The sequence below is a fragment of the Balneolaceae bacterium genome (genome assembly GCA_034521445.1).
Classification (GTDB): domain Bacteria; phylum Bacteroidota; class Rhodothermia; order Balneolales; family Balneolaceae; genus JAXHMM01.
In genome coordinates this window covers 1-20130 of sequence record JAXHMM010000011.1, presented here as the reverse complement: position 1 = coordinate 20130, position 20130 = coordinate 1, and the positions used below count along the sequence as shown (strand labels likewise).

18 protein-coding genes are annotated in these 20130 nt (G+C 55.2%); 10 read left to right on the top strand and 8 right to left on the bottom strand.

Annotated elements, in window-relative coordinates; genetic code table 11:
* Nucleotides 1-219: 219 nt before the first annotated feature.
* Together U5K31_11825 and trkA are read right to left on the bottom strand one after the other, a co-directional pair.
* Entirely contained in the window at nt 220-1734 is a 1515-nt protein-coding gene (locus U5K31_11825) for a potassium transporter TrkG (protein ID MDZ7773410.1), read from the bottom strand.
* A complete protein-coding gene (gene trkA, locus U5K31_11820; GenBank protein ID MDZ7773409.1) occupies nt 1734-3083 on the bottom strand; it encodes a Trk system potassium transporter TrkA in 1350 nt (449 codons plus the stop codon). Before trkA ends, U5K31_11825 begins: the two co-directional genes overlap by 1 nt.
* A 168-nt stretch (nt 3084-3251) precedes the next feature.
* Between trkA and mgtE the strand changes: the two genes are divergently transcribed.
* From mgtE to U5K31_11775, 9 genes are all read left to right on the top strand, one after another.
* A complete protein-coding gene (gene mgtE / locus U5K31_11815) occupies nt 3252-4634 on the top strand; it encodes a magnesium transporter (protein ID MDZ7773408.1) in 1383 nt (460 codons plus the stop codon).
* 41 nt (nt 4635-4675) lie between these two features.
* Complete coding sequence (locus U5K31_11810; protein ID MDZ7773407.1) at nt 4676-5524, top strand: thymidylate synthase; 849 nt, start codon at nt 4676-4678, stop codon at nt 5522-5524.
* On the top strand, nt 5521-6006 hold the full coding sequence (locus U5K31_11805; GenBank protein ID MDZ7773406.1) for a dihydrofolate reductase: 486 nt from the start codon (nt 5521-5523) through the stop codon (nt 6004-6006). The genes U5K31_11810 and U5K31_11805 overlap by 4 nt, the downstream gene beginning before the upstream one ends.
* 389 nt (nt 6007-6395) lie before the next feature.
* Nucleotides 6396-6638 carry a UPF0175 family protein gene (locus U5K31_11800; protein ID MDZ7773405.1) on the top strand — a complete coding sequence of 81 codons (243 nt, stop codon included), beginning with the start codon at nt 6396-6398 and terminating at the stop codon, nt 6636-6638.
* On the top strand, nt 6616-7071 hold the full coding sequence (locus tag U5K31_11795) for a DUF3368 domain-containing protein (protein ID MDZ7773404.1): 456 nt from the start codon (nt 6616-6618) through the stop codon (nt 7069-7071). The genes U5K31_11800 and U5K31_11795 overlap by 23 nt, the downstream gene beginning before the upstream one ends.
* Before the next feature lie 228 nt (nt 7072-7299).
* Complete coding sequence (locus U5K31_11790; GenBank protein ID MDZ7773403.1) at nt 7300-7512, top strand: addiction module protein; 213 nt, start codon at nt 7300-7302, stop codon at nt 7510-7512.
* 568 nt (nt 7513-8080) lie between these two features.
* Nucleotides 8081-8503 carry a hypothetical protein gene (locus U5K31_11785; GenBank protein ID MDZ7773402.1) on the top strand — a complete coding sequence of 141 codons (423 nt, stop codon included), beginning with the start codon at nt 8081-8083 and terminating at the stop codon, nt 8501-8503.
* A 598-nt stretch (nt 8504-9101) separates the two neighbouring features.
* Nucleotides 9102-10169 carry a hypothetical protein gene (locus tag U5K31_11780; protein MDZ7773401.1) on the top strand — a complete coding sequence of 356 codons (1068 nt, stop codon included), beginning with the start codon at nt 9102-9104 and terminating at the stop codon, nt 10167-10169.
* 372 nt (nt 10170-10541) lie between these two features.
* On the top strand, nt 10542-11129 hold the full coding sequence (locus tag U5K31_11775; protein MDZ7773400.1) for an OsmC family protein: 588 nt from the start codon (nt 10542-10544) through the stop codon (nt 11127-11129).
* 460 nt (nt 11130-11589) lie between these two features.
* Here the strand turns inward: U5K31_11775 and U5K31_11770 are convergent, their stop codons facing one another.
* Nucleotides 11590-12858 (bottom strand): HD domain-containing protein, encoded by a 1269-nt coding sequence (locus U5K31_11770; protein ID MDZ7773399.1) that lies wholly within the window; start codon nt 12856-12858, stop codon nt 11590-11592.
* Nucleotides 12851-13312, bottom strand: a complete 462-nt coding sequence (locus tag U5K31_11765; protein ID MDZ7773398.1) for a thioesterase family protein — start codon at nt 13310-13312, stop codon at nt 12851-12853. Before U5K31_11765 ends, U5K31_11770 begins: the two co-directional genes overlap by 8 nt.
* 99 nt (nt 13313-13411) lie before the next feature.
* On the opposite strand from U5K31_11765, the gene U5K31_11760 reads away from it, so the two are divergent.
* A complete protein-coding gene (locus U5K31_11760; GenBank protein MDZ7773397.1) occupies nt 13412-14491 on the top strand; it encodes a M42 family metallopeptidase in 1080 nt (359 codons plus the stop codon).
* 33 nt (nt 14492-14524) lie between these two features.
* Here the strand turns inward: U5K31_11760 and U5K31_11755 are convergent, their stop codons facing one another.
* The 4 genes from U5K31_11755 to mfd form a co-directional block, all read right to left on the bottom strand.
* Nucleotides 14525-14992 carry an RES family NAD+ phosphorylase gene (locus U5K31_11755; GenBank protein MDZ7773396.1) on the bottom strand — a complete coding sequence of 156 codons (468 nt, stop codon included), beginning with the start codon at nt 14990-14992 and terminating at the stop codon, nt 14525-14527.
* Nucleotides 14989-15420: an antitoxin Xre/MbcA/ParS toxin-binding domain-containing protein gene (locus U5K31_11750; GenBank protein MDZ7773395.1), complete on the bottom strand. Its 432-nt coding sequence runs from the start codon at nt 15418-15420 to the stop codon at nt 14989-14991. The genes U5K31_11755 and U5K31_11750 overlap by 4 nt, the downstream gene beginning before the upstream one ends.
* A 75-nt stretch (nt 15421-15495) precedes the next feature.
* Nucleotides 15496-16476, bottom strand: a complete 981-nt coding sequence (locus U5K31_11745) for an L-threonylcarbamoyladenylate synthase (protein MDZ7773394.1) — start codon at nt 16474-16476, stop codon at nt 15496-15498.
* Complete coding sequence (mfd, locus tag U5K31_11740) at nt 16469-19831, bottom strand: transcription-repair coupling factor (GenBank protein ID MDZ7773393.1); 3363 nt, start codon at nt 19829-19831, stop codon at nt 16469-16471. Before mfd ends, U5K31_11745 begins: the two co-directional genes overlap by 8 nt.
* Between the last annotated feature and the right edge of the window lie 299 nt (nt 19832-20130).

Genomic DNA, 20130 nt, shown 5'->3' with positions numbered 1-20130 from the left:
CACACCTACACTAGAATCCTTGGCGGATACGAACCGGCCGCGGGCAGGTTTCAGATATAGGAGGAGGGTACGTCCCTTATTCAATCTAAATTATTTATGCGAAATACAGAAATTAAGGCAATAGGGATACTGCTATTCTAAACCTAAATTTTATATACGGTCGTAGATAGGACAGGTAATGAGGATGTATAAAATTTCCAGTTAAGAATAGCAGTATCCCTATTGACGCCAAAACGCAGGCGTAAAGATCAGCAGCACCGTAAACAGCTCCAGCCTCCCGATCATCATCATCAGAATGAGCACCCACTTTCCGAAATAGGGCAGATGCGCGTAGCTGTCCGTCGGACCGAACTCGCCCCAGCCCGGACCGATATTCCCCAGGCAGGCGATACTGGCCCCGATGGCCGACTTCATGTCGTAGCCCATGATCGCGATAATCAGCGCCCCCACGCCGAAGACCACCAGGTAAAGCACGAAAAAGCTGAGCACCGTGCGCTGGATGTCCGAATCCACCACCTTGTCGCCGATGCGGATGGGAAGCACGGCCTTGGGATGGACGATCTGCTTGAACTCACGCAGGGAGTTGCGGATGATAATCATCCAGCGGATCATTTTTACGCCTCCGCCCGTGGAGCCGGCGCAGCCTCCCGTGAAGAAGAGTAAAAACAGGAAAAAGGCCCCGAAGGAGTGCCAGAGCTCGTAGTCGTCCGTCCCAAAGCCGGTGGTGGTCACGATGGCCACGGCCTGAAAGGCCCCGTAGCGGAGGGCGCTGACCACGTCGTAGTTATTAAAGAGCCAGAGGGATCCGGAGAGCACCAGGATGCTGATGCCGGTGATCAGCGCGTAGAATCGCGTCTCGCGGTTGTTGAAGAAAGATGCTGCGTCGCCGCGGAAGAGCCGGAAGTGCATGGCGAAGCTGATGCCCGCCATGAACATGAAGAGGGTGATCACCCCGTCCACATACATCGAGTCGAAGGCCTGTATGCTGGCGTTCTTGGTGGAGAAGCCCCCGGTGGCCATGGTGGCGAAGGCGTGGTTGAGGGCATCGAACCAGTCCATCGACGGCGCGGCCCAGAGCAGCAGGAATTCCGCGAAGGTAAAAGAGACGTACACAATCCAGAGCAGCTTGGCCGTCTCCTGCACACGCGGGGTGAGCTTGTCGGTGGTGGGGCCCGGCGACTCCGCCGCGAAGAGCTGCATGCCCCCCACGCCCAGCAGGGGCAGGATGGCGATGGTGAGCACGATGATGCCCATGCCGCCCAGCCAGTGGGCCAGGGAGCGCCAGAAGAGGATGCTCATGGGCAGGGCCTCGATCTGCGGGTTTTGGAAGCCATCGGCCGTTACCCCGTTGAAGATGGTGGCACCCGTGGTGGAGAGCCCGCTCATGGTTTCGAAGACCGCGTCGGTGTAACTGGGGAGAATGCCCGAAATGACGAACGGAAGGGCGCCCACCAGCGAAAGGAAGAGCCAGGTGCAGCTCACTACCAGGAACCCCTCGCGTATGCGCAGCTCGTGGCGCGGCTTGAACAGCACCCAGAGCAGTCCCCCGAAGCCAAATGCTATCCCCGCCGAGTATAGGTAGGTGTCCCATATCTCCTCCCCGTAGTGCAGTGAGATAATCATGGGAATCAGCAGGGCAAAGCCCAGGAAGAAGATAAAGGAACCCAGGATACCCAGCACCGTGAGATAGTCGATCTTCGGTCGCCTGAAACTGTCGGAGGGGCTTCTGAGCATCAGTTAAAGAGTGAGGTTACCTTGTCGACCGCCTCGGGCATGCAGAAGACGATCACCCGGTCGCTGGCCCTGATCTGCGACTGTCCGGTGGCAATCTCCACCGAGCCGTTGCTCATAATGCCCCCGATTACGCAGCCCTGGGGAAAGGAAATCTTGTGAATGGGTTTTTTTACCACCTTCGATCCGGACGCGGCCTGCAGCTCGATCACCTCAGCCTTGATACCCTGCAGGGCGGTCACCGAGATGACGCGTCCACGGCGTACGTGGCGGTGAATCTCGTTGGAGGCGGCCGACTTCTTGTTGACGGCGGCATCCAGTCCAATGGTCTGGCTGAGGGGGATGTAGTCAGTCTTCGAGACCAGCGCCACGGTTTTCTTGACCTCCAGGTGCTTGGCCATCAGGCAGGAGATGATATTGGATTCCTCGTCGTCGGTTACCGATATGAATGCGTCGGTGTCGGTGATGCCCTCCGTGGCCAGCAGGTCGGGGTCGGTAGGGTTGCCGTTGAGCACCAGTACGTCCTTGAGCTCCTGAGCCAGCTCTTCGGCAATCTTGCGGTCGGGCTCGATGAGCTTGATCTTCCAGTTTTTCTCCTCCTGAGTGAGGATACGCGCGATCATGGCGCCGATGGGCGTGCCGCCCGAAATCATGATGGAGTTGATCTCCACATCGGGCTTGCCGGTGGTTTTGATGACGGCGGGGATGTCCTCGGTCCGGGCCAGCACGAAGATCTGGTCCATCGCCTGCAGCTTCACTGAGCCGCTGGGAATGATGGTAAGCGTACGCCGGGAGATGGCCGCCACCCGAAAGGTAAGATCGGGATGCTTTTCGGCGTACTGCTCCAGCGACATGCCCACCAGGGGCGAATTTTTGCCCAGCCTCAGCCCGATGAGTTGCATCTTGCCATCGGCCAGGTTTACCAGGTCGCTGGCCGAGGCGCGCTTGATGAGGCGCACAATCTCATAGGCGGCGCTCTGCTCGGGATGGATAATTACGTCGATGCCCAGGTCGGTGGGCTTCAGCGGGGCGCCCGGACGCGAGAGCTCATCGCTGCGCACCCGTGCGATTACCAATTCAACGCCCAGGCGCTTGCTCATCATGGAGGCGATCATGTTCACCTCGTCGATGCTCGTCACGGCAATCATGATATCGGCGTCCCGCACGCCCGAATCCACCAGGTCCTTGACCGAGGTGGCGTTGCCTTCGTGGGTGAGCACGTCGAGGTTTGCCTTCACCTTGTCCAGACACTCCTTGTCCCGGTCCAGGACCACCACGTCGTGTTGCTCCTTGGAGAGCAGGCTGGCCAGTTCGTAGCCTATTTCGCCCGCCCCGATAATGATGATCTTCAAGCTGTTGCTACTTCCTCGTTAAAAAGCATGGCACAATGTGACAAAGCGGAGGTAAAATCGCAAAAATCTCTTAGCCGGTCACCTCATTTTTTTAAAACAGGGGAGAAGCCCGTAAATTAGGACGCCGCGAAACCATCCCCGTAAACCGTCCCATATTGCGGAAGTCCGATGATTGTCCACCTGCTGAAACCCGAATTTGACGAGCTGATCGAAGCCAAGGACTGGGTGGCGCTCAAGGACATTCTGAACGACGTGCCTGCGGTGGACGTGGCCGAGCTGCTGGAGGAGCTGGACAACGAGGTGGCCGTGGTCATCTTCCGCCTCCTCAGAAAGCAGAAAGCCGCCGACGTTTTCTCCTACCTGAGCACCGTCAAGGGCGCCGAACTTCTGGAGGTCTTCACCGCCCAGCAGCTCAGCGACGTTATGTCCAACCTGGAGCCTGACGAGAGGGTGGCCCTCATGGAGGAGCTGCCCGGCCACCTCACCCAGCGGGTGATGAGCTCCATGAAGGCCGAGGACCGCCGCCTGGTGACCAAGCTGCTGGGCTACCCCGACGAGAGCGTGGGAAGGCTGATGACCCCGCGTTATGTGAAGGTGAAACAGGACTGGACCGTGCAGCGCGCCATGGAGCATATAAGGCGCTACGGGCACAGCGCCGAAACGGTAAACGTGATCTACGTGGTGGACGAGAACGAAAAGCTGATCGACGACCTGCGGCTCAACCAGTTCATCCTGGCCGACCCCGAGGCCACCATAAGCTCGCTGATGGACGAGAGTTTTGAGGCGCTGAGCGCCTTCGAAGACCAGGAGGATGCTGTGAAGATGCTCTCCAAGTACGACCGTGTGGCCATGCCTGTGGTCGATTCCGACGGCATCCTCGTGGGCATCGTGACGGTGGATGATGTGATCGACGTGGCCGAGGAGGAGACCACCGAGGACATGCAGCTGATGGCCGGTATGGATGCCCTCGACGACTACTACTCGCAGACCACCATCCTTGAGATGGTCAAAAAGCGCATCGGCTGGCTGTTGATCCTGTTTGTGGGACAGCTGCTGACCGCCTCGGTGCTGGACGGCTACGAGAGCGTGCTTGCCAACGCCGTTACCCTGGCTCTTTTCATCCCGATGATCATCTCCAGCGGGGGCAACTCTGGATCGCAGGCCGCCACGCTCATCATCCGGGCCCTCGCCACCGACGACATTGACCGCGACGAGTGGCTCAAGGTCATGGGGAGGGAGCTGCTCTCCGGACTCATGCTGGGCCTGCTCATGGCAGTTATCGGTTTCGGCATTATCCTGGCCTGGACATGGGCCCTGCACGGCGGGGTGTCCGACGACATGTTGGCCAGTGCGACGGTGGTGGCGCTCAGCCTCATCGGGGTGGTGCTCTGGGGGAACCTTAGCGGCTCCATGCTGCCCTTTATGCTCTCCAAGTTCGGGCTGGACCCGGCTGTCAGCTCCGCTCCCTTCGTCTCCACGCTGAGCGACGTCATGGGAATTCTCATTTACTTTTCCATTGCAATAGCGTTACTTCAAGGCGTAGCCCTTTAGAGATCCGAAAATTCAAAAAGACAGACCCAAGCAACCCGTAGATGAAACAGTACCTCGACCTGGTACGCAACGTCCTTGACAACGGCGTGCGGAAATCAAACCGGACCGGCACCGACACCCTCTCCAGCTTCTCGGAATTCTACAAGGTGGACCTGGCGGAGGGCTATCCGCTGCTGACCACCAAGAAGGTATACTTCCGTTCGGTCATCCTGGAACTGCTCTGGTACCTGCGCGGGGAGGACCATATCCGCTGGCTGCGCGACGAGCAGGACTGTCACATCTGGGACGCGTGGGCGGACGAGGACGGGCATGTGGGACCCATCTATCCGGTCATGTGGCGCCGTTTTCCCTATTCGGAGACCGAGGAGATCAGCTTTGAGGGAGACGCCTCCCATCTCACAAAAACCGTTACCATCGACAAGGAGCTCGACCAGGTGGAACGCGCCATCACCATGCTCAAGGAGAACCCCCACAGCCGCCGCATCGTGGTCTCCGCCTGGCACCCCGGCCTGCTGGATCAAATGGCCCTGCCGCCCTGCCACGTGATGTACGTGTTTAACGTGGCCGACGGCAAACTCAACTGTCACCTGACGCAGCGCTCCGGCGACATCGCCCTGGGTATTCCCTTCAACCTGGCCTGCTATTCCGCCCTCACCATGGCTGTCGCCAACGAAGTGGGACTTGACTACGGCACCTTCGCCCATACCATCGTGGACGCGCATATCTATATGAATCACGTGGACGGACTAAAGGAACAGCTCGAGCGCGAGCCCCGCGAGCTTCCCACCCTGGAGATCGCCGACAAGCCGGTGGACGAGCTCACCTTCGAGGACTTTGAGCTGAAGAACTACAATCCGCACCCCTCCATCAAATTCGAGGTGGCCGTATGACCCTAGCCATCATCGCAGCACACGATCCCAACCTGGTCATCGGAAAAGACGGCAAGCTACCCTGGCACTTCCCCGACGACCTGGTGCACTTCAAGGAGACCACCATGGGAAATCCCATCGTGATGGGACGCGGGGTTTTTGAGGAGCTCAACGAGCGCCCGCTGGAAGGTCGCGAAAACGTAGTACTGAGCCGCACCCGCACCTACGACGACCTGGAGGAGATCACCGCCTTCAAATCCGTCAGTCAGGCCATCAGCTACCTGAGCAACCACGATCTGGTGTTTATCATCGGGGGAGGGGAGATCTACCGGCAGTTTATGGACTACGCTGACCGGCTGTACATTACCGAGATCCGCGAGGAGTTTGAGGGAGACACCTATTTCCCGGAGTACCGCGAGGACGTCGGGAGCATCTGGAAAGAGGTCATGCGAGACGACCGGGAAGACCTTTCGTTCGTTATTTACGACCGCGTATCGGATTAGATAGAGAGGATTCGATTTAGGTGAGATTGGCTTAAGGGGAATGTTGCGCCAGTTTATTCCACCAGGAATTTAGTTCGCCTATCATAAGGATCGCATTTGTGGTATGCGTAGAAATGAGACTTTTGGCCGCCTTTCACCTTATACCCCCTCAGACATAAAACCTGTAGTTACGTCAAGATGTTATATCAAGATATTACATCAACGGCAATTCCCAGTGTCCCAACCCAGAGCTTTTCGATGGGCACTCCAGTTGCTTGATATACCACTATCAGCTACGTTAGTGGTGTAAGATTATGTTATGTTGCTCACTCCTCATGCCCTAATTGCAAGCCGTAAACACCATTGATGGATGATTATCGTTAGTAGGAAAAATTAATTACTTTTCATCTATGAAAACTCTTACGATACACATACCAAACACAGCAGAGATAGATGATCAAGAGGCCCGTATGTCTTTGGCATCCAAATTGTACGAGAGAGGAAAATTAACTCTGGGCCAGGCAGCAGAATTAGCAGGATATTCCAAAGAGACGTTTATGGAGCTTCTCGCGGAGTATAATGTAGCGCTCATCAATCATCCGGCAGAGGAATTGGATCAAGATATAGAAAATGCCCAAGGTCACAGTTTCTGACACGAGCTGCCTTATTCTTTTCTACAAAATCGGAGAGTTAGATCTCCTGAAGGATCTTTTCGGCAAAATCCATATCACGGAAACCGTTTCGAAAGAGTTTAGTCAATCTCTTCCGGATTGGGTTGAAGTAAAGAAACCGACGTCTGGTCTTGATAAAGGGTTAGCCAGCTATTTGGATCCGGGTGAAGCGACAAGTATTGCACTGGCTTCGGAGGAAAGTAATTCGTTGTTGATCATCGATGAGATCAAGGGAAGAAAAGCAGCTACTGAGATGGGAGTGACAATTACCGGCTCGCTAGGCGTCCTGGTAACAGCAAAAAGGAAAGGACATATTCAGGCTGTCAAACCGCTGATTAAAAAAATGCTACAAACGAATTTTTGGATATCCCAAGAACTGGTTGATCGGGTCCTGCAGATAGTTGATGAAACCTGATCAGCGATCGTTCGCAACCATAACAAGCAAATCAACCTGACGGGGCAGAGCCCCTCCCCCTACCTCACAGCTTGCGGTTCCCGAAATGTCTGTTACATTAGAACTGTAGTCCCCCGCAGGTTATTTGCAGCAACGTTAGAGTGCCTACCCACTTCCCGTTCCCTCAGCAGTTAATTGTATTCTGACCCATTTTTAGTAAATTCCAGATGATCATTTAAAAGCATCATCATGGATGAAGCACTGGCCAAGCAACTCAGCGAGCTAAATAAAAGCGAGAAGCTCCTCGTCGTTGAGGCACTCTGGGATTCCATTGCATCCGAACCAAATGACGTACCTCTCCCCGATCACCACAAGAGTATTCTAGAAGAGAGACTGAAATCATTTCAAGAGGATAAGAAAAGAGGGAAATCTTGGGATGAGATTCGGGATCAATACTTATGACCCCTCGTGAGCAAACGCTTAATTTTTACTCTTCAGGCAGAGCGAGATTTTGATCAAGCGTATTGGTGGTATGAGAAGCAGCTCGCCAGTCTAAGCAAAGAATTTGTTCGGTGCGTGGATGCCAAAATCGCTACGGTTCAACGCAATCCTCTTCATTATCAAACAATCTACATGGATACCGTGCGGCGAGCTTTAGTAGCTCGCTTCCGGCACGTGCCAATGATCTCCGGGCATGCCCCCGTCTGCGGGAGTGTGGCTCTGCGGCGGTAAGCGCCTGTGCAGCATATTTACGCGTGGTTTACGTTCTTCGCGCCGTTGGCCGTATCTGGCGTGCGGCCCGTTGCGGGGGTCGCACACGCCGGCAGCCTGGTTGCGCGGATTGGACGCGTCGATTCTGGAAGCCCGCTGAACGGCCGCTGGCGATGCCCGGGGCGATGCTACGGGCCGCAGATTGCAGGGTGAGGTCACCTGGCACCCCCAGTCGCGGAGCTGCTCCTACCAGAAAGCCGGCCAAGACAGCCTGGAGGACGGCCCGTTCGGCGGTTCGAGCTGAAGAGCTTACCGAATCGTGCAGGTCGTGCCGCGCGACTGCAAGCGGCCAGACCAGGCCGCGTGCGGCCGCTGCTTCGGCCGCGTACAGACAAGAGCCTCCAAGCGTTCGAAGTCGCCCGGGCAGATTCAGCCTGTCGCAGGCCCACGAGATAGGTCCGGCCTCGGGCCGGAAGGCACCTACTTTGGCCCGAGTTTCAAGAACCGTCGCCACAGCGACCGGAAGCGCCTGCGTAAGGCCGGCAAGGTAAAACGCGGGCGAGGGGCCAAGGAGCTACAGCAGCCAGTTTTTGGGATCTATCAGCGCCAGGACGGGATCGTGTATGTCGTTCCTGTCGCCGAAGTAGACAAACTCACGCTACAAGATATCATCCGTGATAAAGTGTCCATTGAAACAACCATCTACTCCGACACCTGGCAGTCCGAGGACTCCGCTTGCTGATCATCAAACGGTCGATCACGGCCAGGCTGAATACGCTCGCGGAGCAGCCAGTATCAACGGAATCGAAGGCTTTTGGGGGTATGCCAAAGAACGTCTTCTCCGCTACCACGGAGTAAGTGCAGAAAACTTTTTATACTACCTCAAAGAAATTGAGTACCGGTTCAACCATCGCCAGTTGGATCAACAGGAATTTGTCGGACACTTATTGTACGTTTTAATCGGAAATCACTCCAACGGAGTTAAATGCCCTATTTTATTGATGAGCCAGAAAGCATAACAATTCTCGCAATTCTTGATCAACGAAGTGATCCTGAAAAGTGGAGACAACGAGTCTAATCCTGGCACTCTAACCAGCAAATTAACCTAACGTGGCAGAAGCGCTTCCACCCCCTCTCCTCTTTCGGTTCCTCTTCAATCTGTTAAATTACATTCTTAGTAACTACGCAGGTTATTTGCAGCAACGTTATGTGGCTAAGTTACTGAGATCACAAAAGTGAAAGTAATATCACTCATTAGTTAAAAATCTAAGATTGAAGGAAATATTATGATGATCAGAATAAGTATTTATAATATTGTCATGGCAATACTTTTTTTATTTGTGAGCGCTGAGTGGGTAACCGCACAAACGGTAACTCATCCGATACTGGAAAATATCCCTTACATCAATGAAGAGGCCATTCCCCTGGGTGCCGATAAACGTAATACGAATCTATTACTGGAGGAATTCTCAAACGAAGGGCAAAGTAGTGCTAACGCCCCACTAAAACTGGATGTTTTTGTAGGCACTGATGTGATCTTTCAGTATGTAACGGATGATAAAACAAGAGGAGTTATCCTGGATATCTCCAATAGCATCCTGTACGAATATAACTCGTCAAGCAATGAAGTACAGAAAATAGCTCAAGCGGGACGAGGACCGGGTGATTTGTTTCAACCAAGTGACCTCACTGTCTGGGAAGGACAAGTATTTGTATCAGGCGCTGAGGGGTTGATATCGATCTTCGAGTGTAGCAGTACTCCGTGCCAATATGTACGTTCCATCAACCTTGAATTTGTGCCTCATTCGATTGCAGTGACGGAGGATCGGTTGTTTGCCTTGGGGTTACCGGAGAGTGTATCAAGTGATCATCCCTTGCATGTCTTTGACAAAGAAGGAAACCTGCTCCAATCTTTTGGAAGGTTTTATCACACGGATATTGGAAGATTGACTAATTTGTATTCCGAGGGCAAAGTCAGAGTCGACCCGGATAGAAATCTTATTTATTTGATGTACAATTCTTTCCCTTTGGTCTATGTTTTTAACAATGATTTTGAACTGGATCGACTGTACCGCGTAGAAGATTTTAACTATGCTAACTTGGAAATCCGTTATTCTTCTGAAGGGGATATGAGAGGTCTTTCTCCTATAATCGCAGATTACGATGCTATGAACGGTCTATATTTAGAAGAAAATGGAGATGTGATGGTCCGTGTCGTTAATGGAGTTCGTGAGGAGCCCAACTCCACTTCATTTATGATTTCATACAGCCACTACAGCATTGACAACACCTCTAGAGAGGCATCATTTCTGGGGAAATATGATTATCAGCTACTCACATCGGAGGAAAATCTCTTTCTAAATCGAGATGGGAGCATTTTTATGATTGATAATTACCGAGAGAATTGAAAAATGAGAGAACTAGTTAACCCTGAGCCCAAATTCTCAATTGAATAGGACCACCACATAACCAGCGCACTAAGCGGACAGGCCTCGCCTGTTCCTGCCCGCTTCCATTTATTATTCATCCATTCATTTGTAAATTATTTCAACGCGTTGGCTCCTGCAGCTTATGCGCAATGTCGTTATATGGCTTAATTCAGCATCCAAACAGTGCGGTGATGTAGTAAGTTACTTTGATTTGAGAGCGATTTTCTTCAAATTGTTTATTTAATTTATAAGAATAACCTTAAGAAAACTTATGAGCGAAGTGAGGATAACATCAACCGCACTGGGGTTATTCCAATGTTAATACCCATTAAAAAAGCATAAATACATTTTATGGAAAAAGACGACATTAAATTTACCGCTAAGCATTTAGCTAAAAAACTTAAACTGCGAAATGTAAAATCCGAAGTCGTAAAAAGGCATAATCAACTAAAGAAAATCTATGATGATGACCCACAGAAAGCGTTAATTATAGATTCAGCAGTAGTTGAAGGTGAAAACTTGGATGATCCATTTCATTCTAAAGTTCTAATGAATGATGAGCTAAAATTACCACTCAAAACGGGTCTCCATAGAGCTGTAGGCGGTGATCACGATTACTCAACACCCGGAGACATTTTATGTGCCGCATTGGCTGTTTGCTTAGAAAGTACCTTAAGAATGATTGCAGATAGATTAGAAGTTCAATTGCAGCACACAAAAGTGTCAGTTGAAGCCAACCTTGATGTCCGCGGAACATTAAAGTTTGATAAATCTGTTCCAGTTGGATTTCAAAAAATTAATATGGAGGTAGAATTAGGTTCAGACAATGCAGGAGAAAAGGTTTTAAATACTTTATTTGGTGCTGCAGTAAAAAGTTGCGTGGTCTATCAAACCTTAAAACCTGCAATCCCAATAACAAAAACCTTGAAGATAATTTGAACGAATCTTAAACTAGTTTAAACTTCAACTATAGCAAACAAGAGCCGCCATATAACCCACGCATTAACGCGTTTATGTATTAGAAAGGCATCTCTTCCCACACCTTTTCTATGACCTGTTGGAAGGGCTGGTGGACACCTGTTTTCACTAATAATTTCAGCTCTATTTATCCTATTTATTTACAGTGATAGTAACAGTTCTTCGGTCAATTGGACATTAATTGTTGTCCAGGCGTTTATCTGAGACTACTTCCCAAAGGGGAAGCGTCTATGGACTTATGTGGCTTATCAATTCGGGGCCGGGTGGCTAGCCGGACGAGAATCTCAGTCATTCTGTGAAAGCTTCACCTAAACAGCTACGCCCGTGATTAGAGATTTAAAGGTTTGTTGGTCGTCTTTTTGGAGCGTCGAATAATCGTCTCGACCCTCCCGCCAATGCAGGAACTGGCAAGGTGAAAGTATTAAATCCCCTCAATTTCAAAATCCTTCAAGTGCACAATGAAGGGCTTCACCACGGGCTCGGTGAGCGCAATAATATTGTCGGTGTCAGCGGCTTTTGAGAACTCCACCGCTTTTTCTTTGCCCTCCAGGATCCAGATGCCCTCTTTTTCGTATTTGTAGGCTTCGCTGTAGCTGCGGTCGAAGGCATAATAGTAGGAGGCGGCCTCCTCATCGGCTGGCAGCCCCTGCTTCTCCAGCACCGCCCTGGTCTTCCGTTTAACCTCCTCCTTCATCTTCTTGGTAATTTTGCGTCCCCCGGTAAAGGTCGTGCGGAAAAGGGTACGCGACTGAAATCGCCGGCAGAGGTCAGCCAGCACGGGATCGCTGGATTTCTGCCAGTACTTGATGCTCTGGAAGACGTCGTTGTCATCCAGATCCAGGTAGCGGTCGAGGATCTCCCCGCTGATGCCCTTTTTGGCGGAGGGCTTCTTTTTCAGAAAATACTCCATGGAAGGGGAAGGGTGGTAAAGCTTGATGCCTCGGTCGATGAGCTGGCGCACGCGGGCGAAGATGTTTCGCACCAGCTTGTCGGCGCTGAGCACGGTCTTGTGCAGGTAGACCTGCATGTACATGAGCCGGCGCGCCAGAATGTAGTTCTCGATGGCGTAGATGCCCTTCTTTTCGATGACGATGTTGCCCTTGTGCACCCGCATGGTCTTCAGGATGCGGTCAATGCCCACCGAGCCCTCGTAGACGCCCGTGAAAAAGCTGTCGCGCTTCAGATAGTCCAGCCGGTCGATGTCGAGCTGCGAGGAAATGAGCTGATTCAAAAAGGGCTTTTTGGGATATTGCCCGGTGAAGATCTTGATGGCCAGGTCCAGGGCCCCGTCGAACTCCTTGTTCATCCTTTTCATCACCGCCAGGGTCATCATTTCGTGGTGGAAGTCGGTGATGAGGTCGTACTCCAGGGTGTGGGAGAGGGGACCGTGTCCCACGTCGTGCATGAGCACCGCGATGAGGGTGGCCTCGTACTCGGCCTCGCTGATGGTGGTGTCTTTCTCGCGCAGGTTGTTGAGGGTGCGCTGGGCCAGTTCCATGGCGCCGATGGCGTGAGAGAAGCGCGAGTGCTCGGCGGCGGGGAAAACAAGGTAGCCCAGGCCCATCTGCTTGATGCGGCGCAGGCGCTGCACATTCGCATGATCAATCAGCCGCAGGATGGTGCCCTTGGGCACGGTGATGAAACCGTGGATGGGATCGTTGAAAATTTTGTACTGGGTGCTCTTATCCATGGTCGCGATAGCTTAGCATGCGTTCGTCGGGGCGGAAAGCCTCCGGGTCGGGGAGGTCGGGCAGGCGCGCGGGCCGTCCCGCCTCCACGTCAAACCAGACGCCCGTGGCCCGGGCGGTGGAGAGCAGCCGATTCTCCTCCCCCGAAAAGACGGCCTGGTAGCTGCTGATGCTGCTGTTGCCCGTGTCCGTGATGCCTGTGCCGATCAGCAGAGTGTCGGGGAATTCGGCCGGATGCAGGTAGCGGATGGTGATCTCAGCCAGCACGAAGCTGAAGCCCTCCTCCAGCCCGCGCACCAGGGCGGGCACTTCCCGGATGAAATCGATGCGCGCCTCCTCGTAGTAGGTGTTGAAGAGGGCGTTGTTGACGTGGTTGAGGGGATCGAGGTCGCGGAAGCGCACCGGCAGGCGAAACCAGTGGGGGAAGAGGGATTCGTCGTAGGAGGGTGCGTCCATGGGGACCGGTTTCGCGCTGGTAAATTGGGTTTAGGGCTGTCCGCGGGATTCTTATATTCAGGCTCGTAAGCGACCAAAATATAACGGAAAAAGAGGAATATGTTAGACGATGCGGCCCGGGAATTCCTGGAAGATCTGCTCATCACGCCCAGCCCCACCGGTTTCGAGAAGGCCGGCCAGAAGGTGTGGAAATCGTATACCGAGCGTTTCAGCGACGAGGTGGACACCGACGCCTATGGTTCGGCGGTGGCCAAGCTGAACACCAGCTTCGACGTGATTACCGTCATGCTGGAGGCGCACTGCGACGAGATCGGGATGATCGTGCAATACATCGACGACAACGGTTTTGTCTACATCAACAAGCTGGGCGGCAGCGACTCTACTATTGCCCGGGCCAAACGGGTCTATATTCATAACAAGCGGGGACGCGTTTCGGGCGTGACGGGCAACACCGCCATTCACCTGCAGGAGAACAAGAACGGGGGAGGGAAGGAGCCGGCCTGGAAGGATATCTACGTGGATATCGGCGCCTCCGACAGGGAGGAGGCCCTGGAGATGGTGCAGGTGGGCGATCCCATCACCTACGCCAGTGATTTCGAGTACCTGTCGGACGACATTCTCACCGGACGGGCGCTGGACAACCGCATCGGCGGTTTTGTGATCGCCCAGGCTCTGAAGAACCTGCAGGAGCGCCGCGAGGAGCTGAAAGTGAACGTGATGGCCCTCAACTCCGTACAGGAGGAGGTCGGGGGCTACGGCGCGCGCATGATGAGCTACCGCCTGGAGCCCGATATGGCGCTGGTCACCGATGTGACCCACGCCACCGACTCGCCCGGCATCGACAACAAGGAGCACGGGCAGATCAAGATGCGTAGGGGTCCGGTGGTGCAGCACGGCGGGGCCAACCACCCGCGTATCGTGGAGTTCGTGGAAGGGGTGGCCGAAAAGAAGGAGATCCCCATCCAGCACGAGGCCAACAGCGTACGCACGGGCACCGACACCGACAGCATATTCCACCAGAAGACGGGCATTCCCAGCGGGTTGATTTCGCTGCCGCTGCGCTACATGCACTCGCCGGTGGAGACGGTCTCGGTGGGCGACGTGGAGCAGCTTATTGAACTGATGACCGAGTCGGTGCTGGCCCTGGAGCCCGACCAGACCTTCACGGTGTTTGACTAGGGGGCGTTCCCTTGATCAGACTGAGCGAGTAAACTAAATCTCCCTCTCGAATAGTCGTCTGTCAAATTGAAAAGGGACCGTCTCAACTAATGTTACCTGGTTAAAGTCTGAATGACGGGGGTTGACCAGGTAGTTATGGTCACCCTCCACAACCGCAGAGGGGACTTCCAGTACGAGGTGGGTATTCATGTCAAAAAATTGATTGCCGATTTCCCTCGTTGATTGCGAATGCAGGCGTTCTTTCCAATCTGCCGGCAGTCCCATTTCCTCCGATGATTGTACGGGTACAAAATCGGGAACCGTGATAGTCAGCATGAAATAGTCCAGGGGATGAATTCCGAGGGGCAGGTGAACGGCCAGTTCTACTACGCTAAGGGCACGGGACTGCGATGTATAGAGCAGGGGTACACCTTCGCTGTTCCAGCGCCCCCCTTTGATTTCCGCCCCTCTCCCCGACAGGTCATTTCTGTAAGGTTTGCGACACAGCCGGAATACGGTCATGCAAGGACGCCATGTTCAATTCTGATCAGCTCGCCCCGGATCAGCTCTATCCCGAAATGGTTATCCAGCAATTCTCTGGGTTTTATTCCACCTAGTGCGATACTCTTACTATCAAGCCAGGTATGGTAATTCTCTTTATTCCCGAATACCTCAATACCTTTCAAATTTAACAGAGCTATTTCCAAGATCTTTTCGCTGTGAAGGAGACTGAAAGTAGTGTCTTCTTTTTTGTATCGCTGTAGCGTTCGTTCTGATATATCCAGGAACTTCGCCCAGTCGGAGAGATCGAATGGATTATCTTCCACAATCAGGGTAAAAGAGCTGTAAGGGATACCCTCCCTTGCCATTTTACTCAGCTTATATAAGCTCTGATCATCCGTCTTATAATGGGTGGCAATCTCTTTTATAATATTCATGAGTGAACGCATTCATGGCATGGTTGCTAAGACAAATTTCGTATATATAATGACAAATTGCAATACAGTCCGCATCAAGGTACAGGCTCAGCCAATAGCCTTCGAAATGCGGTTGTGAAGGGCTTCGGCGACGGGCTTACTCCGGCGGAGGTCGGCAGTGAAGGGTCGGAGGGCAACCTGGGCGTAACCCTCGCGGTCGGCCTGCCGGAAGCGGTCGTAGAGCTCACGGGCCATGCGCTCGTAGTCGCTTTCGTAGCTTGCCACGTTGGGCCGCTCGGCCGCCGTCTCGGCATGTATCAGGTAGAGGGTGTTGTCCCGGCCGGGCTCTTCTCCCTCTTCCATCCAGCGCACCCGGGCCGAGGGGGCGTAATGAGAATACTTGGTGCCCGGGCTGCGGGCGGGGGCGTCGGCGTCTGTTTGTCCGACACGGCCGGGGATCTCGCCATCGGTCTCTTCGCCCTCCTCTGAATCGGCCAGGCGCACCTCCTTGCCCAGCGCTTTCTCGATCTGTTCGCGGCCGATGTATCCCGGCCGCAAAATGGTATAGGGCTCGCGGGAAAGGTCCAATACCGTCGATTCCAGCCCGATCTGTGTCTCGCCGGCCTCCAATACGGGAAAATCCTCCCCGAAGTCCTCGCGCACGTGTTCGGGGCGCGTGGGACTGGGCCGCCCGGATTTGTTGGCGCTGGGGGCCACCAGCGGCCCACAGGTGGCGATGAGCTCCTGCGCCAGGGGATGGGCGGGCCAGCGCAGGGCCACGGTGTCCAGGCCCGCGGTGACCAGGTCGAGCACTTCGGGTTTTTTGGGGAGGATCAGCGTAAGGGGACCCGGCCAGAAGGCGGTCATGAGGGTGCGGGCGTCTTCGGGAATCTCCGGGACGAAGTCTGCGGCCATGCGGGCCGACGCCAGGTGCACGATGAGGGGGTTGTCGGCGGGGCGGCCCTTCAGCTCGAAGACGCGGCGCACGGCGTCGGGGTTCCAGGCGTAGGCGCCCAGCCCGTAGACTGTTTCGGTGGGGAAGGCGGCCACGCCGCCCTCTCGCAGTATCTTCTTGATCCGTTCAAGCAAGGGTGACCTCCTCCCGGAAGCGCTCCTTGTGCAGGTCCTTCAGGAAGGTGGCGGCGTCCTCCAGCCCGTCGATGTCGTGCACCACGAAGCGCACCTTGTCTTTTTTCTGGACCACTTCAAATTTGTCGGGAGCGAGCTCCTGCAGAGCCTTCAGGATGTCCTGAAAGCGGTTTTCGTAGAATTCGTTGCCCAGCTCGCTGTCGGGATCGGGACAGACCAGCCACATGCGCCCGGAGCGGACCGTCACCTTCTTGAAGAAGAGGCGCGAGGCGTAGAGCTTGATGACGAAGGAGGTGAGCAGATTCTGTGCGGCCTGGGGCAGAGTGCCGAAGCGGTCTTCCACCTCCTCCTTCCAGTCGTTGATCTCCTCCAGCTCATCGGCGCCCGAGAGCTTGCGGTAGAGGTTGAGCCGCTCCACGTTGTCGGCCACAAAGTCCGACGGCAGCAGGGCGGGCAGATCGTGCTCCACCTGTGTCTCCGGCAGCTCCAGATCCACCTCCACATCTTCGAATACCTCGCTGAACTCCTCCTCCTTGAGCTCGCGGACGGCGTCGTTGAGGATTTTCTGGTAGAGCTCGAAGCCCACCTCGTTGATGAAGCCGCTCTGCTCGGCCCCCAGGATGTCGCCCGCTCCGCGAATGTCGAGGTCGCGCATGGCGATGTTGAATCCTGCGCCCAGATCGGAGAACTCCTCCAGGGCCAGCAGGCGTTTGCGCGCCTCGTCGGTGAGCGTCTGTATGGGCGGGGTGATCATGTAGCAGTAGGCCTTGCGCTGGGAGCGTCCCACACGTCCCCTGAGCTGGTGCAGCTCCGACAGTCCGAAGCGGTCGGCCCGGTTGATGATCATGGTGTTGGCGTTGGAAATGTCGATGCCGTTCTCCACGATGTTGGTGGAGATGAGCACGTCGAACTTGTGGGCGTAGAAGTCTTCGATGATCTTCTCCAGCTTGGAGGAGCTCATCTGCCCGTGGGCAAAGCGTACGCGCACGTCGGGAATGAGCTGACGCACCATGGAGGCGATCTCCTCGATATTCTTCACGCGGTTATGGATAAAGAAGACCTGCCCGCCGCGTGAGACCTCGTGGAGGATGGCGTCGCGGATAAGCTCCTCGTCAAAGGAGTGAATCTCGGTCTGCACCGACTGGCGGTTGGGCGGAGGGGTGTTGATGATGGACAGATCGCGCGCGCCCATGAGCGAGAACTGCAGGGTGCGGGGGATGGGGGTGGCCGTAAGGGTCAGCACATCCACCGTCGCCCGGTACTCCTTGAGCTTCTCCTTGGCCTGCACCCCAAAACGCTGCTCCTCGTCCACGACCAACAGGCCCAGGTCGTCGAACGCCACGTCTTTGGAGGTGAGCCGGTGGGTGCCCACCACAATGTCTACCGTACCTTCCTTGAGTCCCTCGAGCACCTCCTTCTGTTCCTTGGATGAGCGGAAGCGCGAGAGCACTTCCACCTTCACCGGAAAGTCTTTCATGCGCTTGGCGAAGGTTTTGTAATGCTGGTCGGCCAGGATGGTGGTGGGCACCAGCACGGCCACCTGCTTGTTGTCCATCACAGCCTTGAAGGCGGCGCGTACGGCCACCTCGGTCTTGCCGAAGCCCACGTCCCCGCAGACCAGGCGGTCCATGGGGGTGTCGCTTTTCATGTCGTCCTTTACGGCTTCGATGGCCTCGCGCTGGTCGGGCGTTTCCTCAAATTCGAAACGCGCCTCCATTTCGGTCTGCCATGCGTTGTCCTCCGAATAGGCGAAGGCCTTCTTGGACTTGCGCTTGGCGTAGAGCTCGATGAGGTCGCGGGCGATGTCCTTTACCTTGGAGCGCGTCTGGGCTTTTTTTCGCGCCCAGGCTCCGCTGCCCAGCTTGGTGATACGCGGCTGGGTGCCCTCCTTGCCGGAGTACTTCTGGATCTTGTGGAGGCTGGTCACGTTCACGTAGAGCACGGAGTCCTCGGCGTAGCGCAGCACGACCGACTCCTGCTCCACGCCGCGGACGGTGATCTTGCGGAAACCGGCGAACTTGCCGATGCCGTAGTCGACGTGCACCACAAAGTCTCCCTTGTTCAGGTCGCGCAGCTCCTTGAAGGAGATGCCGCCCTTGTCGGCGCGCCGCCGTCTTCGGGTACTCGGGCGGTGGTAGCGGTTGAAAATCTGGTGGTCGGTGAAGACGGCCAACTTCTGGTCGTGGAGGATGAATCCTTCGTGGATGGTTTCGATGGCCAGGTGGTAGCGAAGCTCCTCGGAGGGCTCGCCAAGCAGCTCCTCGAAACGGTCGCGCTGCCCCTCGTTGTCGCAAAGAATCCAGGTTTCTGTGTCCTCCTCACTGAGCCGGGCGATGCGCTCGCGCAGCAGCTTGATGGATCCGTTGAAGTCGGGTTGAGGACCCGCCTCCAGGCGCCAGCTCCACAGGTCGTCGCGCCGCTCTGAAAATCCTCCCAGGTAGATGCGCGTGCTTGCTTCCAGCACCTGTCCGAACGTATGGGGATCCAGGAAGAGCTCTTTGGGCGGCAACAGATCCTCGCGCCCCTCCTTCTCGAGCTCCCTGTAGCGTTCGGCGGCCTCCCCGAAACGGTTTTCCAGGTCGGCGCGGGTAAGCGACTCGTTGAGGGCAAGCAGGAGGGTGTGCTCGTCGAAATAACTCAGCAGATGCTGCTTGCCGCCCTGCGCCAGGCGCGTGACGTCCGGCACCAGGCGTGCGGTGTTGAGATAGGAAACCGAACGCTGGGAATCGGGGTCGAACTCGCGGATGGAGTCCACCTCGTCTCCGAAAAACTCCAGGCGGATGGGATATTCGCCCGAGTAGGGAAAGATGTCCAGGATGCCGCCGCGCCGCGCGAACTCCCCGGGCATGTCCACGAACCTGACCGACTCGTAGTTCTGATCGGCCAGCTCCTCCAGCAGCTTCTCCATGGCGACTTCCTCGCCGGTGCGGATGGTAAACGACGACTGCTGGAAGGCCTCGGGGGAGATGATCTTGTCGAAGAGCGCCTCCGCCGAGGTGACGGTCAGCGAAGTGTCGTGTTTCTGGATCTCCTCCAGCACCTCCGAACGCTGCACGGTGCGGGTGCTGTCGGTGATCTGCTGGTCGTCGTAGGGATTCCGGCCAGTGGGTGGGAAGAGAAGGGCGTTGTCGGCTTCCAGGGCATCCAGGTCGCCTTTGAAGAATTCGGCTGTTTCATGGTCCGGGCAGATTACCACGATGCGCCGGTAGCGCTTTTGCAGGCGGTGGGCCAGCAGGGAGGGGGTGGAGCCCACAAAATGGTCCAGGTGCAGGCATCCCTGGCTCTCCAGCTCCTCGCCCATGCCTTTCCAGGGGAGGGCGGATTCCAGTTTTTTCGATACGGTCTGCAGGGCCATGCGGGGTATTTCGCTCAGTCGGGACGGCGTCGGTAGCCGACAGTAGCTTACGAGGGTGACAACAAAGCGGACAAGGTAACCATTTCCGGGGAGTCCTTAAATAGCTCGGGATAGGTGAGAGGGGCATGTATTTGCTTTTCTTCACTCAGACCGCCAGATTGTTACAATTATCAAGTGAAATGCTATGGATATTTCCTACGTACACGCAGCGGTGCTGATGGTGATCGTCGTGTTCGTAAGCTGGGAGATCAGCCAGCTCTACGCCAGCGATCACACCCTCCGGCACAAGCGCATGGGCT